14 protein-coding genes and 2 pseudogenes are annotated in these 17,153 nt (G+C 39.7%); 11 read left to right on the plus strand and 5 right to left on the minus strand.

Annotation, left to right across the window (positions count from 1 at the left end; translation table 11 throughout):
* The first annotated feature begins 171 nt into the window (after positions 1-171).
* Positions 172-1,644 (plus strand): sucrose phosphorylase, encoded by a 1,473-nt coding sequence (gtfA, locus tag PARC_RS18795; RefSeq protein ID WP_033012961.1) that lies wholly within the window; start codon positions 172-174, stop codon positions 1,642-1,644.
* Positions 1,645-1,739: 95 nt separating this feature from the next.
* On the opposite strand, the gene PARC_RS18800 is transcribed toward gtfA, so the two are convergent.
* Together PARC_RS18800 and PARC_RS18805 are read right to left on the minus strand one after the other, a co-directional pair.
* Positions 1,740-2,771, minus strand: coding sequence for a LacI family DNA-binding transcriptional regulator (locus PARC_RS18800; RefSeq protein WP_010553615.1), 1,032 nt, complete (start codon positions 2,769-2,771; stop codon positions 1,740-1,742).
* Between the two features lie 114 nt (positions 2,772-2,885).
* The gene (locus tag PARC_RS18805) at positions 2,886-3,785 is read right to left on the minus strand and encodes a LysR family transcriptional regulator (RefSeq protein WP_010553616.1); all 900 of its coding nucleotides are present in this window, start codon (positions 3,783-3,785) and stop codon (positions 2,886-2,888) included.
* Positions 3,786-3,882: 97 nt separating this feature from the next.
* Between PARC_RS18805 and PARC_RS18810 the strand changes: the two genes are divergently transcribed.
* A complete protein-coding gene (locus tag PARC_RS18810) occupies positions 3,883-4,758 on the plus strand; it encodes a DMT family transporter (RefSeq protein ID WP_010553617.1) in 876 nt (291 codons plus the stop codon).
* A gap of 82 nt (positions 4,759-4,840) precedes the next feature.
* On the opposite strand, the gene PARC_RS18815 is transcribed toward PARC_RS18810, so the two are convergent.
* Entirely contained in the window at positions 4,841-6,061 is a 1,221-nt protein-coding gene (locus PARC_RS18815; RefSeq protein WP_010553618.1) for a M24 family metallopeptidase, read from the minus strand.
* Between the two features lie 188 nt (positions 6,062-6,249).
* Between PARC_RS18815 and PARC_RS18820 the strand changes: the two genes are divergently transcribed.
* From PARC_RS18820 to PARC_RS21855, 3 genes and pseudogenes are all read left to right on the plus strand, one after another.
* On the plus strand, positions 6,250-6,645 hold the full coding sequence (locus tag PARC_RS18820) for a hypothetical protein (RefSeq protein WP_033012968.1): 396 nt from the start codon (positions 6,250-6,252) through the stop codon (positions 6,643-6,645).
* A gap of 647 nt (positions 6,646-7,292) precedes the next feature.
* The gene (locus PARC_RS22090) at positions 7,293-7,670 is read left to right on the plus strand and encodes a carbohydrate porin (RefSeq protein WP_010553620.1); all 378 of its coding nucleotides are present in this window, start codon (positions 7,293-7,295) and stop codon (positions 7,668-7,670) included.
* 19 nt (positions 7,671-7,689) lie between these two features.
* Positions 7,690-8,678 (plus strand): annotated as a pseudogene (locus tag PARC_RS21855) (carbohydrate porin).
* Positions 8,679-8,788: 110 nt separating this feature from the next.
* Here the strand turns inward: PARC_RS21855 and PARC_RS18840 are convergent.
* The gene (locus PARC_RS18840) at positions 8,789-9,691 is read right to left on the minus strand and encodes a helix-turn-helix domain-containing protein (RefSeq protein ID WP_033012967.1); all 903 of its coding nucleotides are present in this window, start codon (positions 9,689-9,691) and stop codon (positions 8,789-8,791) included.
* A 185-nt stretch (positions 9,692-9,876) separates the two neighbouring features.
* On the opposite strand from PARC_RS18840, the gene exaC reads away from it, so the two are divergent.
* The 6 genes from exaC (at position 9,877) to PARC_RS18870 (ending at position 16,188) form a co-directional block, all read left to right on the plus strand.
* On the plus strand, positions 9,877-11,397 hold the full coding sequence (exaC, locus tag PARC_RS18845; protein ID WP_010553624.1) for an acetaldehyde dehydrogenase ExaC: 1,521 nt from the start codon (positions 9,877-9,879) through the stop codon (positions 11,395-11,397).
* Between the two features lie 492 nt (positions 11,398-11,889).
* Positions 11,890-12,306 carry a topoisomerase DNA-binding C4 zinc finger domain-containing protein gene (locus tag PARC_RS18850; protein ID WP_010553625.1) on the plus strand — a complete coding sequence of 139 codons (417 nt, stop codon included), beginning with the start codon at positions 11,890-11,892 and terminating at the stop codon, positions 12,304-12,306.
* Positions 12,307-12,430: 124 nt separating this feature from the next.
* Positions 12,431-13,240, plus strand: a complete 810-nt coding sequence (locus PARC_RS18855) for a DODA-type extradiol aromatic ring-opening family dioxygenase (protein WP_010553626.1) — start codon at positions 12,431-12,433, stop codon at positions 13,238-13,240.
* A 159-nt stretch (positions 13,241-13,399) separates the two neighbouring features.
* On the plus strand, positions 13,400-14,938 hold the full coding sequence (locus PARC_RS18860) for a transposase (protein WP_010553627.1): 1,539 nt from the start codon (positions 13,400-13,402) through the stop codon (positions 14,936-14,938).
* Between the two features lie 243 nt (positions 14,939-15,181).
* Positions 15,182-15,601, plus strand: coding sequence for a hypothetical protein (locus PARC_RS18865; protein WP_010553628.1), 420 nt, complete (start codon positions 15,182-15,184; stop codon positions 15,599-15,601).
* Between the two features lie 194 nt (positions 15,602-15,795).
* Positions 15,796-16,188 (plus strand): DUF2846 domain-containing protein, encoded by a 393-nt coding sequence (locus PARC_RS18870; RefSeq protein ID WP_010553629.1) that lies wholly within the window; start codon positions 15,796-15,798, stop codon positions 16,186-16,188.
* A gap of 591 nt (positions 16,189-16,779) precedes the next feature.
* Here PARC_RS18870 and PARC_RS22065 read toward each other — a convergent pair.
* Positions 16,780-17,031, minus strand: a pseudogene (locus tag PARC_RS22065) (IS110 family transposase); the annotation flags it as partial.
* Between the last annotated feature and the right edge of the window lie 122 nt (positions 17,032-17,153).

Here is a 17,153-nt window from a genome sequence, read left to right on the forward strand (position 1 = left end):
TATTCCTCGTTAAATTCTCTATTAACACTTCGTAAGTCAGTCAGTTGCTTACTGTAGTATTACGTGAGCCACGAAATTTGTATGTAAAATTATTAAAAATTACTTGTAAATTCTTACTCGCTAGTTAAAGATATATCTTAATCGATTAAGTTTCAACATGGTAATCACACAATGATGAAGAATAAAGTTCAATTGATCACATATGCTGATCGAATCACTGGTCAAAATATAGGCGCGCTAACCACACTTTTAAACGGCCCTTTAAAAGGCGTATTTGGTGGTGTGCACTTATTGCCATTTTACAATCCTATTGATGGCAGCGATGCTGGCTTTGACCCTATTGATCATAGTGAAGTTGATTCTAGAATAGGTACTTGGGAAGACATACAGGTATTAGGTAAAGATCTCGACTTAATGGCAGACCTAATTGTTAACCATGTATCGGCGCAGTCTTTTCAGTTTCAAGATGTATTAGCTAAAGGTAAGCAATCAGAATTTTGGGATTTGTTTTTAACCAAAGAAGATATATTTCCAAATGGTATGAGCGAAGCTGAACAAAAAGCAATTTACCGCCCACGCCCAGGTAGCTGTTTTACACCAATGCAGTGTGGCGACGGCCAAACGTATGACTTTTGGACCACTTTTACCGACAATCAAATCGATATAAACGTAAAAGTAGAAGCCGGTGTTGCGTATTTAAATAACGTACTAACTAAATTTTCGGCTAACAATGTAAATATTATTCGTTTAGATGCGGCGGGTTACGCCATTAAGCAAGCGGGCACTAACTGCTTTATGCTTGATGAGACGTTTGGCTACCTAGATAACTTATCTAAGCAAGCAAACGATTTAGGTATGGAAACCATTGCGGAAATACATAGCCATTATCAAACTCAGGTAGAAGTGGCAAAACGTGTAAATATGGTTTACGACTTTGCGTTACCACCACTTATTTTACACAGCTTATTTAATAACGATGTAGATGCACTGCTCAAATGGTTACAAATTTCGCCACGTAATTGCTTAACTGTACTTGATACACATGACGGTATTGGCATTATTGACGCAGGTCCAATGGGCGACAAACCAGGGCTATTAAATGCACAGCAGATTGATAACCTAGTCGAAACAATGCACGCTAACAGTAACAACCAAAGCCGCCAAGCTACGGGCGCTGCGGCGAGTAATGTCGACTTGTATCAAGTTAACTGTACGTACTACAACGCATTAGGCGCTAAAGACTTTGATTACTTACTGTCGCGTGCAATTCAATTTTTTGCACCAGGTGTACCACAAGTGTATTACGGCGGCCTATTTGCTTGCGAAAACGATATGGAATTACTGACAAATACAAATGTTGGCCGTGATATTAACCGCCCATATTTAGATGCAAATATAATCGATAAAGCCTTAAATAAGCCTGTAGTAAAAGGTTTTATTGAATTAATTAAAATTCGCAATTCACACCCTGCATTTGCAGGTGAGTTTAGTGCGCAAGGTGAAGGCAGTATGTGTTGTTTATCGTGGCAACTAGGTGAGCAAACTATTTCACTTACTGTTGATTTTAAATTACGCCATGCACTGATTACGCAGGTAAACGGTGATGAAGAAACAACGATTAACTTAAATTCATTTTTAGCTTAATGCTATAAAAGTAATTTACAAACGCCATGTAAAGCAAAAGCCAAGCTACTTAAGCTTGGCTTTTTAACACATAAAACAATTACAAGGCTTGTAAGCTAACTACTGGCACCAATCTCTAATTCGTAACTGACTTCCTGAGTTTTTTCTTCTTTAGAAATAAATAATTCAGCGGCTATAACGCCTTTTTCTTGGCTGTTTTGATGAATGGTGGTGAGGCGAGGTACAAACCGGGCTGCTTCATCAATACCATCAAAGCCCACAATACGCAGTTCTTCACCTATTTTTATGCCTTGTTTTATTGCTTCTCGCATTGTGGCAAGGGCAATTAAATCACTCATACAAATTATAACGTTAGGACGCGGTGATGCACTAAGTACTTCTTTTGCAGCAATATTGGCAAAACGTTCGCTACTTTCAGGAATGTTCCAAATACGATCGTCAGCTACCGTAATATTTGCCTCGCTTAAAGCACGTTGATAACCACGTAAACGTTGATGCGAAATAGATTGTCCGGTTTCAAATTCGTGATGCTCATACACCCGGCACAATACGTTTTCATCAAGTAATCTAAGGCCTAATATAGCCACTTTATCGTTTTGATTATGCAGTACGTGTTTAGCTATTTCGTAACTTGCTTGCTCGTTATTAATATTTACAGAGGCATTGCGAGCAATATCAAAATCAATTGTCACTACATGTTTAGACACAGTTTTTAACTGCTCAACTAACGCGTTATTACGAGGGCGGCCATAACAAATAAAGCCATCTACAAAGTCGACTATGTTATTAAGGGTATCGCTATTACCTGAAAACAATAAAACATTAATGCCGTTTTTTTCAAGCACCGAAGTAACACCGCGCATAAAGCTGCTAGCCACAGGATCCGACACCATGTATTCCACACTATCGGGCAGTACTAAAGCGACAATATTAAATGTGCCATTACGCAATGATTGCGCGGCCTTATTAGGCCCGTAATAGCCCAAAGTTTTACACGCTGCAAGAATATCGTCTCGGCGTTTAGCCGATAGCTGATCAGGGCGATTAAACGCATTAGATACTGTCGCGTTAGACACACCTAACTCTAGAGCGATACTTTTTAAGGTCCAGTGGGCCGGTTTTCTCATGAGTTATGATTATCCTTTAAAAAGACTGTGCTTAAATTAATAGAGATAGTATAAAATCAAATAATAGTTATAGCTATAAACTGGCATGAAGTATGATGACTTAATACTTTCATTTTATTTTTTAACCTCGGCCCACTGGGCTTTTAGCCAGCGGCTTAGGGTAATAATATCGGTTTGTTTTGCTCGCGATTTTTTATATACAAAATAAAATTTACAGCCGGTTTCAACTCCATGCAGTGGCAACTTAACTAAGTGGTTATCGTGCTGTGAGGCAATAAAAAACGCATCAATAAGCGTAATACCTAAATTATAACGCGCAGCTTCTGCGGCCAGTATAACGTGACTAAAGTGATTAACTCTTACGTTTTTAGGTAGCTCAAAGCCGCCGCTTTTACACCATTGCTGCCAGTCATTGGTGCTACGTTGCTCTGACTCATCATACTGCACCGACAACAGCGGGTGCTTCCATAATTCATTGGGCAGCGATTGATTTTTTAATTGCTGCCACATGCCTTTGCCACAAGCAGGGTAAAGCTTTTCTGCAAATAAAAATAAGCTGACAAACTCACCTTTAGGTGGCGTTGTGGTAATAAAACAATCGGCAACACGGTCGCTAAAATCCGCCTCATCTACAATCATATTTAAAGTTAAGTCGATATCTGGCGAGTCATGTTTAAAGCTTTCTAATCGCGGTATTAACCACTTTACAGCTAATGAGCTATAAAGTGCTAAACGAATATGCCCAGGCTCGCCGTAACGTATTTTTTGTGTGGCAGAGGCTAAACTGGTTAATGAATGACTCACTTCTTGATAGTAACGATTGCCCGCGTCGGTTAACGAAAAGCTACGACCACTGCGGTTAAATAGCGGCTCGTTTAAATATTGCTCTAGTAATTTAACCTGATGGCTCACGGCACTTTGCGTCACATTAAGGTGTTCAGCCGCTTTAGAAAAACTATTTAATCGCGCTACAGATTCAAAACACTGAACAGCACGTAATGGGGGCAATTTCATTATTAGTTAAACTCATACTAAAAGTATTTTAATCATTATACATAATTAAACGAATTGCTCTATGCTAGCGTTTTTAATTTGCGGGCACGGAGTAACAATGCAAAAAATATCGGTTGGCTTAGGCATGACATTACTTGTGGTGGGTAATATTATTGCGGTTTTTTCTGATGCTATAATCAAAACTTTACCAGCAGAAAGTCCCACGTTTCAGTTTGTATTTATGCGCCAACTTACCGCAGTATTAATTTTGCTCCCGTTTTGTTTGTCGGCGAATAAAAAACATTTATTTGCCGGTTTAAAATGGCATGCGGTACGCGGACATGTATGGTTATTTGGTATTATATTTATGGTGTTTGCGCTCAAAGCTTTACCGCTTGCAACCGCTAACGCTATTTTTTATGCAGCGCCTTTATTAATGCTGCCTTTAGCAGTAATGATATTTCGTGAACAGCTAACAAAAAGCAGCATAGCTGTGGCTGTTATTGGCTTTATAGGGGTACTTATTGTTATTCAGCCTACCGACATTAATTGGGCGGCTATATTTGCACTTGTAGTCGCAATTACACTAGCAATAAATAATGTACTAATACGAAAGTTACCTAAGCATCATAGTATTATGCAAACCTTGTTACTTACCAATTTAGTAGGTATGCCTGTGGGATTGGGTTTGGCGCTGTGGGAAAACGAGCCATGGCATTGGGCCGCACTTATTACTGCGTTTGGCTCTACACTGTTTATTTTAATTTATGCGGGAATTTGCGTGTATGTTTATAGCAAAATCGAATCGAGCCAAGTTGCTAGCGCTGAATATAGTGGCTTAGTGGCGGCTGTCGTTGTTGGGTTATTTTGGTTTGGCGAAGTACCTACACTTGGCTTAATAATTGGCGCATCGTTAATTATTTTACCCTTAGTATGGTTGGCTAACGTACAAAAAAACAAACAGCGATTGGTTAAACGTCAACTCACAAAATAAACTACTGCGCGTGGTGTGTACTGCGCAGTAGTAAATAGTCGTTTAAGCCAAATAAACAAATATAAGTTAATTAGAGCTTATATTACTTTTGTAAACCAAACGGGTCGTCAATACTGTGGCTAGGCTCGGTAAACCATTTTGCACCACTGTCGGTCATATAAAAATGATCTTCTAAGCGCACCCCAAATTCATCCGGTATAACCAGCATTGGCTCGTTACTAAAACACATGCCAGCGGCTAGTGGCGTTTTATTACCGCCTACCAAATAAGGCCATTCGTGAATATCTAAACCAATGCCGTGGCCTGTACGGTGCGGGCAACCAGGTGTTTGATAATCAGGGCCTAAACCTTGCTCAGCTAAGTAGCTGCGCGCAGCTGTATCTACGTCTTCACATGGCACGCCAATTTTTGCTGCATTGAAAGCTGCAATTTGTGCTGCTTTTTCATTATTCCAAAATTGACGTTGGCGATCAGTTGCTTCACCAAACACATAAGTGCGGGTAATATCAGATAAGTAATCATGTACTTTACAGCCAGTATCAATAAGTACCATGTCGCCTTTTTTAAGGATTTGCGGATCTTTTACCCCATGCGGAAATGACGTTGCAAGCCCAAATAACACGATACAAAAGTAGTTACCCGGCGCGCCTACTTTTTGATGCGCTAGCTTTATAAACTCTTCAACTTCAGTGGTACTAATACCCTCGTGCAGCATGCTTGCCGTAGCTTGGTGAACCACTAAGGTCATATCCATAGCGCGTTGCATTAATGCCAGCTCATTGGCTGATTTATGCATTCTACAATGTGCTGTAACAGGTTGAGCATTCACTAAATTTAAGCCCGTTTGCGCTTTATTAATACCATCAAAAATAAAGAACTGCGCGCTTTCGTCAATACCAATAGTGCCATTAGCCGCAATACCCATTTCCGTTAATATATTAACAAATAACTGATATGGGTTTTGATGCTCTTGCCAACCACGGATTGGCCCGTCAATTACTTTAAAACCATTGAGTGAGCCAATTTCAAAATAAGGAGCTATGTATTGCACTTCACCTTTAGCAGGCAAAATTGCGCCAACTAAACGCTCACTTGCATACCAACGCATACCGGTAAAATAGGCGAGGTTAGTACCTGCATTTAAATAAATGGCATCAATGCCATTGTTTTGCATATACGTTTGCGCTTTGGCTATACGAGATAAATATTCTGCCGGTTGAATAGGGGTTAAATCGCTGGTCATATTGCTTAAGCTAGCGAGTGCTTGTTCTTTGGTTTGGGTGCCAATATCAATTGTGGTCATAATGATCTCCTCTTTTATGCGGCTATTGTGCTTGTGCGGCAGGTTAACTGCAAGTTGCTTGCGGTAAAACTTTGTAATCTGAGCATGTATTTAATAAAGCCAATGCGCTATATTAATCTAAGTGCTAGGCAGTTTGATTGCTGCGTATGTTGTTAGTAAACTATAAAAATAAAAACAAAGGTGGGTGTATGGCTCTGTTGTGGTTGGGGGTTTTATTTATAATAATTGGCACTTTGCCATTTGTACGCTGGTTAAAATGTAAAGTAAGTAAACGCCACTGGCGGGTTTGTGTGGTAGAACAAATAACTGCCGTGGCAAATAATCAAATAACAGCACCCGAAATGTTGCATCAGCCAACTATGCTAGTGAGTTTTCGTTTTGATGGGCAGGTGCACAGTGTATTAGTGGAATATCGTGAAAAAATGTTTACCCGTTTTAAACAAGGTAAAACCTGCACACTGTTAGTTGACAAAAATAACCCGCAGCAGGTTTATAATAACGCAATACTTTGGCAAAGCTACGGATTAGTATGGTTATTAGCCGGTATTAGTTTATGTGCTTTTAGTTATTTTAGTTTGATTTAGTTTGATTTAGTTTGATTTAGCTTGATTTAAATCCCCTCGTTATCCCTTAATAGCGTTTAAGTGCAGCGCTTTTGAGGGAGCTTATCATGCGTTTTATTACTCTGTTTACTCTTCTTTTATTTCATCCTAACCCTCGTTTTACAGCTACCAGATTAATTTTACAGTTGCGCAGATAATCAAAAAACTCGTCATTAGTTTAATTATTGCGCGGTGGTTTTTCACGCTGAAATGTAAGTAAGTGGGCTCATTGTTTCCTCTGTGTTTTTGTTATGTTTACTTTGTGTTTTCCTTTTTTAATCAATGGTTTGTGACCCCTGTAAAATCTTATACTATCGCTGTTTGCTATATTGAATAACCCCCAGTGGTTGGATAAAATCCTTTTCAAATTGGTTATTACTGATCACAGCTCATTTACTACGAGTTATCGTAGCTGATCATTATTAGCGCCAAAATAGTTAGCTTAAAGTTAACAGCTATATGCCTTTAATTTTTACTGACACAAAGTTAACTAAAAACTCCATCTTTAAAAGTAACTAATTTCGTATTTGTAGCTAGCAACCAGCACTGCTTAGCTAAATTACGGCTGCATTTTAATTAAATAGCGCTGCAAATACATTTAATGTAACCCCACAACGACTATGGTAAACATGAAATATAACAAACGAATTAAACCCTCTTTATCACTACTTTCAATATTATGCGCAGCTACAATGAGTGTTCACGCAGCAGAGCGCCCCGCTGGTTTATCGGATGAAGATATTGCATACGTTAAACAGTTAATTAATAATGAAATGCAAGCTCAGGATGAGGCTAAAGCTAAGCAAGAATTGGATAATGGGTTTGAATTTAATGGGTATTTTCGCTCAGGTACAAACACCATTATAGGGAGTGGCAGTAAAAATAATGGCTCTTGTTATTCACTAAACTACCCTAAAAATGATGGGGTTTATTATCGCTTAGGTAACGAATGCAGAGACTACAGCGAGTTTCAGCTGACTAAAAAAACAGCAGCTAAATGGGGTTAATTTTAAAGCCGTATTTATGATGGACTTTGCCGGGGATTCAAGAGATCCAATCGCAACGGAGGAGTGGTCTAGACGCTCAAGGCAGCTTTATGTAGAAACAGACAACTTACTCGATAATGGTACGCTATGGATTGGCCGCAGATATTATTACGATAAGGCAGTTGGTAGCGTACATATATTAGATTACAAACATATGCAAAGCTCGGGTAACGGCGTGGGTGTGTCCGACATTACGGTAAATGAAACCGATAAGCTGCATCTTGCTGCCATCACTTATGGTGGCGAGGGCGAACTTACAGGTAACAAAGCCACTGCAGATACTAACTATCAAAACTTTATGGCCGACGTACGCTATGAAATGGATGTAGGCGATGCGGGTAAAGTGGTATTTGCACTGCAAAACTTATTTGTAAATGATGCAATTGATGAAGCAGGGCTTACCGATGGCAGAACGTTTACAGTGCAATGGCAAAAGCAGTTAGGCAATGTTGATCAAAAAACAGTGATTCAATATGGTACCGGCGCCATGGCGCAAAACCCAGGCGCTGCCGGTACTGATGGCGGAAGCTTTGATTATGCGGCAGATAGCAGCTCAAGTGGCTTTCGTATTTTTAATAATGGCTTAATTGATATTACCGAAAAATTTAAACTAGATTACATGGTAATGTACGAAAAATCATCTGATTATCACACCCTAAAAAGTGTTGGTGTGCGCCCGCATTATTCAATATCGCCGCATTGGAGTGTGCTTGGTGAAGTGGGTATAACGCTTATCAAACTAAAACCAATGGCATTGAAAATGATGAGCAAACACTCATGAAATATGCGCTAGCATTACAAGCAACCGCCGACTCTACCGAATATTGGTCGCGTCCATCGTTACGCTTTTATCTAAGTAACTTTGATTGGAACAAGGCTGCTGGGCAAGAATCTGGGTTAAGTGTTGCAGGCAAAGAGGGCGACGAAAGTGCCTTAGTTGCAGGCGCTCAGGTTGAAATTTGGTTTTAATACGCAGTATTAATGCGCCATAAAAAATACAATAAAATAAGTTTCGCAGGCGCATTTAGTGCCTTCGAAACGTTAATTAACCTCGCTATAAAATTAACCTAAACCATCACTTAATGGTTTTTTTTGGCAATGCTTGCTGGTGGTACGCCATAGGCTTGTTTAAATAATCGGCTAAAATGGCTAGGGCAATTAAAACCCAGCTCATAACACGCTTGGCTAACCGTGCGCCCCTGTAACAATTTACTATAGGCTCTTTTAAGCCTAAGTTGCTGCTGCCACAGTGCTGGGCTCGTACCAAACGCCAACTTAAATTGTTGATAAAACTTGCTGCGACTCATGCAGGCAATTTTACACAGCTTCTCTATATCCAATGCCTCATTTAAGTGCTCTTCTATGTATTGCAAAGCATTATTTACCGGTGTTTTAAGCTGCGGATTATTGCCATGTTTTAGCAATAAATCTCGACTTTGCTGCTGTAGCAAACGGGTAATAAGCTCGTTTAACGATAAGTCGATTAAATAACCTCGCTGCTCGTCGGGCTCACTAAATAAATGCACCATACGCGCTAAAAGTTGTTGGGTTTGGCTATTGTGCTGGCTATGTACCAGCTGCGGTGTATAGGCAAATAAGTCATCGCTGGCAAAGCGTTGCTCAATATTGAGTGCATTAGCCACCTGCGTTATTTTATCTGTACTTATTTCTATGGCAAGGCAGGTAGTAGGCGCGTTTAAAGATGCTTGTTCAAAGTCAATTAACACCCCTTGCTCTGGTGCTAATACAAAGGATTCGTGAGGTAAAAATGCCTTATGATATTGGCAGCTCTCTACATGCATTACCTTTTTACCACTAAGCATGGCACAAAAAAGTAATTCTTTTGAATGCAAAGCTACTTTTTGCGCATTTTGATAAGTATCGTAAATACTTAGCTCGCTATTATCGGCAGCAAAGGTCACTTTATTTTCAATTAGCACCTTTAATTGCTGACGTTGCTTATTTAATTGCGGAGTATGCATTTTAATCCCTTTTAAATCTGGACTCATAGACAGCTTTTGTGGACAGCAATACATGCTTTTAAGTGTTTGATAGTCTAATGTCAATCAATGCTGATTAATTATAAAACAGCACTTGATTAAATATAAAGCAAAAAGACTTATTTAATAGCTCGACTTTTAGCTAATAACAACAAGAGAGTGTCACTATGATTTATGCAAATCCAGGCGAAAAAGATGCACTAATTACCTTTAAAGCGCAATACGAAAACTACATTGGTGGAGAATGGGTAAAGCCAGTAAACGGCCAGTACTTTGAAAATATTAGCCCTGTAAACGGCAAAGTGTTTTGCAAAGTAGCGCGCTCCGACAAAGACGACATTGAGCTTGCGCTCGACAAAGCCCATGCAGTAAAAGCGCAGTGGGGCACTACATCGGTTACCGATCGTAGTAACGTATTACTAAAAATAGCCGACCGTATTGAACAAAATTTAGAGTTACTTGCGGTTGCCGAAACGTGGGACAACGGCAAAGCAATTCGCGAAACACTCGCGGCCGATATTCCACTAGCCGCCGATCACTTTCGTTATTTTGCAGGTTGCCTGCGCTCACAAGAGGGCGGTATTAGTGAAATTGATGAAACTACCGTTGCCTATCATTTTAATGAACCGTTAGGTGTAGTTGGGCAAATAATTCCGTGGAACTTCCCAATACTAATGGCAGCGTGGAAGCTAGCCCCAGCCTTAGCTGCGGGCAACTGTGTAATACTAAAACCGGCAGAGCAAACCCCTGCCTCTATTTTAGTGTTAATGGAAGTGATTGGCGACTTACTGCCAGCGGGCGTACTCAACGTAGTTAATGGCTTTGGTAAAGAAGCAGGTGAAGCCCTGGCTACCAACACCCGTATTGCTAAAATCGCCTTTACGGGGTCTACCCCAGTGGGTTCACATATTTTAAAATGCGCCGCCGAAAACATTATTCCATCAACGGTAGAGCTAGGTGGTAAGTCACCCAATATTTTCTTTAGCGATGTAATGGACAAAGACGACGCGTTTTTATCTAAAGCAATAGAGGGCGCAATACTGGCCTACTTTAACCAAGGTGAAGTGTGTACTTGCCCATCGCGACTATTTATTCAAGAAGATATTTACGAGCAATTTATTGAACGCATTTTACAGCGTACAGCACAAATTAAACGCGGTAACCCGCTAGATACCGAAACCATGGTAGGTGCGCAGGCGTCTAAAGCGCAATTCGATAAAATATTAAGCTACATCGAAATTGGTAAAAAAGAAGGCGCCGAAGTACTTACTGGTGGTAACGTAGAGCAGTTAAGCGATGAGCTTAACGGCGGATATTACATTCAGCCTACGCTATTAAAAGGCACCAACGACATGCGGGTATTCCAAGAAGAGATTTTTGGCCCGGTTATTTCAATGTCGACCTTTAAAGACGAAGCCGAAGCGTTGGCACTTGCCAATAGCTCTGAATTTGGTTTAGGCGCCGGTGTATGGAGCCGCAACATGAACCAAGCGTATCGTATGGGGCGTAAAATTGAGGCAGGCCGAGTATGGACTAACTGCTACCACATGTATCCGGCTCATGCCGCGTTTGGCGGCTATAAAAAATCAGGTATTGGTCGCGAAAACCACAAACTCGCACTGGGTCACTACCAACAAACTAAAAACCTATTAGTAAGCTATAGCGAAGATCCGCTCGGCTTCTTTTAATTTTAAGTACAAAGTTAAAATAAACAACCGTTAAGTAATGACAGCGCTGCATATTTGCAGCGCTTTTTTGTACATTGGTTTAATTAATTTAAAACGACTCAACCGCGTTATCGCTCTTAGCACTAGGATAGTGCGTACCATGAAATTACATAAAAGTTGTAACCCATACCCATTGAAGGTAAGCATCAATCGTGTTTTTGCACACTTTTATTATATGTGTTCTTTTTTCAGTGTTAATAAAGGGTATTTCATACAAGCTAAATTTATAACTAATAACTGTATAAATTGGCAATAGTTGCGGCTTTGTCGGATAACATTATTAAAAGTCGTTTTGGGGCATTTTAACAAAGGCAGTTTTATAACACACGTAATTACTTGTTTACATTAGAGTTGTTTGATGGAACTATTAAGCTATGTAATATACGCCGTTTTGGGGTGTTATAAACCCCCAAAGTGGTGTTCAATAAGCTGTTATATTTTAAAGGTTGGACAATGATAAAAAACATACTGAAGAGTGCACTCAATAACTTCCAAGCATTTTTAGTCACTTGGGTGGTAATCATAATCGTTAATCAACTTTTTATATTCGGGGCATGCTTTGCTCCATACTGCCTTTTGGCTGCGTTACCACACACCTTTGTTATTGCTGTTTTGCTTAATTACTTCCTAAATGCTGAGGAATCAAATAAGCAACTGAACTCTTCAAAAATAGACAGCAATAGTGATTTTAAATATACACAGGCAGATAATCATATAGAAGATAATGAGTTCGAAGAAACAGAAATACCCTTCTGCCCAAAGTGTGGGTCTAAAATGGCCCTAAGAACAGCTAAAAATGGTGCGCATGCAGGGAATAAGTTCTGGGGTTGCTCAAAATACCCCAAGTGCAAAGGGTTGTTAAATATATAAAATATAACAAGGCATTTAAACGGAACTAAAACAGTGGGTTAGGTTTCGCTTCGCTACACATTTTAACCCACAATTTTAGTCCGCTTAATGCGGGCGTTAGCATTAACTCAATAGGTATATCTCAATGAAACATGGTCCAAATATACTATTCATATCTCATGGAGGTGGGCCAATGCCACTTCTAGGCGATGAAGGGCACAAAGAGATGGTGAATTGTTTACAAGACATTGCTACTAAAATAATTAAGCCATCGGCTATCATCGTGATTAGTGCACATTGGGAGGAAACCATACCGACCATTACTTCCGGGGATAAGCCAAGTTTAATTTACGATTATTACGGGTTTCCACAAGAATCGTACAATATTGAATACCCTTGTATGGGGGAGCCTCAGCTAGCGGAGCAGATTTATAACTTGCTCGAAAGCGAAGGAATTGACGCTAATCTCAATGAGAAACGGGGTTTCGATCATGGCCTTTTTGTGCCGTTAAAAATAATGTACCCAAATGCGGATATTCCATGCGTTCAGCTGTCCCTTGTTAACAGTCTTGACCCCGATCAGCACTTAAACATAGGGCAGGCACTTCAAAACTTGGATTATAAAGATTTACTTGTTATTGGTTCGGGATTTTCATTTCATAACATGAAGGCTTTTTTTGAATCAGATACCAACGAGTCAAAAGCAAAGAATGAAGCCTTTGAGACTTGGCTTCTAGAGACATGCTCTAATTCAGGTTTCAGTGAAAAGGAAAGGAGGGCCAGGCTATCTCAATGGGCTACAGCCCCTGCTGCCCGTTATTGTCATCCCAGAGAAGAGCATTTGTTACCGTTACACGTCTGCTATGGAATTGCTCAACGAAGTTGTTCGGAATCTTTTGAATTGAAGATACTAAACAAGAAGTCGAGCATGTATCTTTGGTCAACAAAATGCTAACAAAGCGTTGCACCGGACAAGCCGGTGAACGCGGCGTTGAGGCTGTAGAATTACTCTTTTTAGGAACGTATCTTACTATTTCGAATTGATTGCTTTTTAACCTTGAACCCATCCGTTCGCTGTGATCTAATAGATATTATTCACCCACGGTAAATCGTTATGGCCAACTACAAGCCTGACTTATCCTGTCAAAATAAATTCATTCCTATCAATTTTGCTGAGCAAATTTTGCCTGGCACATTTGAATATGCTCTTTGTTATATTGTCGAAAACAAGCTCGATTTATCGGGCTTTGACGCGTGGTATAACAACGACAAAACGGGCGCGGCGGCGTATCCGCCATCGGTGATGTTAAAGATTATTTTACTGGGTTATGCACATGGATTAATTAGTAGCCGTCGGATTGCAAAGGCTTGCGAGCATAATATTTTATTTATGAGTGTGTCGGGGGATATCCAGCCGCATTACACATCTATAGCGGGTTTTGTGGCTAAAATGCATGAACAGATTGAGCCGCTTTTTACGCAAGTGCTGATGATATGTGATGAGGAAGGCTTGATAGGCCGCAACATGTTTGCCATTGATGGGTGTAAATTAAAGTCCAATGCGAGTAAAGAGTGGAGTGGCACATTCGATGAGTTAGGTCGCAAAAAAGCAAAACTAGAACGCGCAAGCAAACGTATTATTGAACGCCACCAATCACAAGATGGGCTGGGCGAAGAATTGATAACTCAGGATTTAAAACAAAAAGAAAAGCTAGATAAAAGTGCAGGTAAAATCACCGAGTTTTTAGCCACTCACAAAGAAAAAACAGGCAGTAAAGGCAAGCCAGTTAAAAGTAATATCACCGACCCCGACAGCGCGAAAATGACGACCTCAAAAGGGACAATTCAAGGCTACAACGGCATCGCGATAAACGATGATAAACACCAAATTATCCTGCAAGCTCAAGCGTGGGGTTCAGTGGGTGAACAACAAACCTTACAGCCAGCCATTGCACAATTAAAACAGCAGCTTGCTAAACTCAATACAGAAAAACGGGCAGATGAACCCACGATTAAATTCACTGCAGACAGTGGGTTTAACAGCGAAGTGAATCTTGAATTTATGGCGCAAAGCGGGTTCGATACCTACATTGCGGATAACCAATTTAGAAAAAGAAACCCGCTGTTTAAAGCCAGCGAAACATACGAAACGGAGCAAGAAAAGCGCAGATTAAAACGCAGTAAAGGCAAACCACGACTATTTACCTCAGATGATTTTCATTATGATGAAGCAACCCAAACATGCCGCTGCCCTGCAGGCAATGCCATGTGGCGAAGCGGTATAAATGTAAACAGCCATAACCAAAAATACACCCGGTTCTGCGGTTACTTAAAAGACTGTAAAACGTGTCCGCTACAGCAACAATGCATGCGAAAGCCGCCCATTAAAACAGGGCGACAAGTGCAGTTTATCAATAATGAATCACGCAAAAAGCTGAGCTATGTAGACAAAATGAAAGTAAAAATAGACAGCCCGATAGGTCGACGACAATACAGTAAACGACTTGGTTGTATTGAGCCGGTGTTTGGCAACATTACAGTGAATAAAGGCATGAATAAGTTGACCTTACGGGGGCAAGCGAAAGTGAATGCGCAGTGGCAACTGTATTGCCTTGTTCATAATATAGAAAAACTGCAAAACACGATGCATTAAGAAGGGGAAGCCCTTTTAACCTAAAATAAAGCCACTTAAACACCAGTAATAGCTTCCAAAATACCAATTAAAACAACATCAAACACCCACTTTATATTCTGCATAAAATAAGTAATCGATTGAACCAAAATAGGAACTCAGCTATGGTTTGTTTATCAATAAAAAACAAATAAAAAAACGAGTAAATCTACAGGCTCGTTAGCTGTATATTAGCTCGATGAAAATTAGGTGTATATTAGCTCGATGAAAATATTGCTATCCCTTTTGGCTCTTGTTGCATTATCTGTTGAAGCGGATGAGTGTTCGATGAATACGCCCGAGCAAACATTAGAGTGCTACGGTGAATATACTAGAGCCAAAGATGTAGACTCGCTAAAAACAATCTACTGGGAGCTTAAATCGTTTCACTTTTCAGACAAGGTTCTAGAAGAATCTGCATATAAAGTCATTGAAAGAAAAGTCTATGAAAAAGACCTAGAACTAGGCGGCGCATTGTCTGAAGTTCCACTTTGGGCAAAGAAGGGGAACGTGGAGCTTATATCAGAGAAATCTACGAATGGTGCTAAAAATACATACAGCCATATATTCAGAAAGATAAACGACAAATGGTATATGGTTGGACATAGTGCCCACGGTGTTGATGACTTCGATGAAGATTGGTAAACACCTAACAAAGCCAGCCAGTGTCGCCAGCAAGCTGGCTGGACTCGTTTCACTCGCCCCTGCTGGCAGGCGTTATGCTATTTCAATCAAACGAGCACTTGAAGCTCATAATTACAAAAAGGAAAAACAATGAATAAAGTTTTAACCACTATTGCGGTAACAGTATTCTTGCTACCGGTTGTACTAGTGTTCCAATGGAGTCAAAAGAAAAAAGTGAACTCGCAAAACAATATAACTCCCCCTCAGAAGGAAAATCTGGCTTATATGTATATAGAGCTGGCAGCTTTGGCGGAGCACTTAAAAAAGATGTATGGCTAAATGGTAAGTGTGTTGGCGAAACAGCCCCTAACATTTTCTTTTATGAAGAAATAGAGGGCAATACTGAACATAAAGTTTCTACAGAATCAGAATTCTCGCCTAATGATCTACTTATAAAAACTGAAAGTGGTAAAAACTACTTTGTTAGCCAATACATAAAAATGGGCGTTTTTGTTGGTGGTGCTGGTGTAGAACTAGTTGACGAAAAGAAAGGAAAAAAACAAGTATCTAAATTAGACATGGCTATAAAAGGTACATGTAGTAAATAGCATAACAAATTGCTTAAAAAGAAAAATTACAGCTGGCTCGCGCTTCGCGCATTATAGCCAACCGTAATTTTCCTCTTAGCAAAGCGTTGAGGCTATAGAATTACTCTTTTTTAAGAAAAACAGCCTGTTTTATGGGTTCCAAATGCATTACCTAATGCCTTAAAAGCGCTTAGAATTAATTGTAGGAGCTCGTTTTTAAATTGATTTTGGCTGTTGGAGTTATTCTACAGCCTCGTTAGCATTACAAGGAAGTTTATGTCTATTTGCCCTAATTGTACTAAAAACATCAAACCTTTCAGTTTGTCTTTTTCCGTATTTCCACTTTACTTTAAGTGTGCTGACTGTAATGTAAGATTGAAGTTGGTCAGTTCAAAATTATTTTGGATTACATTTTTGCTTTATTTATTATTAATCGTTGTATTACTAACTTATATTCCCTTTTTTACTGAGTACAATATCGGAGTCATCGTTGCAATAACAGGTTGGTTTGCTGTTTATTATAAAATTACACCTACTTTATTCAACAAAGACAATCTTGAACTTTACAGATAATTTAATGCTAACAACACGCCCTGAGGTGGACAGCAAGCACTAAAGCTCACTTTCCACCGCAAATTTTAACAGCGGTGATCCCTTACTTTTCAATGCGATTAAGTAAGTTGATTCATCGTAGGGCGTATGTGTTTTTCAGCACCTAAATAGTATTTTTATCCACTTAAATGCCAGTGATCTAATAATACTGTTGTGCGGCTTACCCTTGGCTTTTTGTTGCTCATAATACGCTTTAGCCCAAAATGAATAACGAATAGTAAAGCCAGCCCATTCTACAAATTTTTGCTTTAAAATTTAGAAATTATACAGACATCCTTAAAGTTTTCACCTGGCGTATTCATAGAGTATTTTATTTATACCAATCTACATCAAAGGGCTTTTAAGTAGATTGGCATTGTGTAAAGTGCAATATA

The sequence above is a fragment of the Pseudoalteromonas arctica A 37-1-2 genome, from assembly GCF_000238395.3.
In the GTDB taxonomy this organism is placed as follows: domain Bacteria; phylum Pseudomonadota; class Gammaproteobacteria; order Enterobacterales; family Alteromonadaceae; genus Pseudoalteromonas; species Pseudoalteromonas arctica.

What these genes read in the sequence shown, in the direction of transcription:
- gtfA (WP_033012961.1), top strand. Translation starts at nt 172, where the DNA reads ATGATGAAGAATAAAGTTCAATTGATCACATATGCTGATCGAATCACT.
- PARC_RS18800 (WP_010553615.1), bottom strand. Translation starts at nt 2,771, where the DNA reads ATGAGAAAACCGGCCCACTGGACCTTAAAAAGTATCGCTCTAGAGTTA.
- PARC_RS18805 (WP_010553616.1), bottom strand. Translation starts at nt 3,785, where the DNA reads ATGAAATTGCCCCCATTACGTGCTGTTCAGTGTTTTGAATCTGTAGCG.
- PARC_RS18810 (WP_010553617.1), top strand. Translation starts at nt 3,883, where the DNA reads ATGCAAAAAATATCGGTTGGCTTAGGCATGACATTACTTGTGGTGGGT.
- PARC_RS18815 (WP_010553618.1), bottom strand. Translation starts at nt 6,061, where the DNA reads ATGACCACAATTGATATTGGCACCCAAACCAAAGAACAAGCACTCGCT.
- PARC_RS18820 (WP_033012968.1), top strand. Translation starts at nt 6,250, where the DNA reads ATGGCTCTGTTGTGGTTGGGGGTTTTATTTATAATAATTGGCACTTTG.
- PARC_RS22090 (WP_010553620.1), top strand. Translation starts at nt 7,293, where the DNA reads ATGAAATATAACAAACGAATTAAACCCTCTTTATCACTACTTTCAATA.
- PARC_RS18840 (WP_033012967.1), bottom strand. Translation starts at nt 9,691, where the DNA reads ATGCATACTCCGCAATTAAATAAGCAACGTCAGCAATTAAAGGTGCTA.
- exaC (WP_010553624.1), top strand. Translation starts at nt 9,877, where the DNA reads ATGATTTATGCAAATCCAGGCGAAAAAGATGCACTAATTACCTTTAAA.
- PARC_RS18850 (WP_010553625.1), top strand. Translation starts at nt 11,890, where the DNA reads ATGATAAAAAACATACTGAAGAGTGCACTCAATAACTTCCAAGCATTT.
- PARC_RS18855 (WP_010553626.1), top strand. Translation starts at nt 12,431, where the DNA reads ATGAAACATGGTCCAAATATACTATTCATATCTCATGGAGGTGGGCCA.
- PARC_RS18860 (WP_010553627.1), top strand. Translation starts at nt 13,400, where the DNA reads ATGGCCAACTACAAGCCTGACTTATCCTGTCAAAATAAATTCATTCCT.
- PARC_RS18865 (WP_010553628.1), top strand. Translation starts at nt 15,182, where the DNA reads ATGAAAATATTGCTATCCCTTTTGGCTCTTGTTGCATTATCTGTTGAA.
- PARC_RS18870 (WP_010553629.1), top strand. Translation starts at nt 15,796, where the DNA reads ATGGAGTCAAAAGAAAAAAGTGAACTCGCAAAACAATATAACTCCCCC.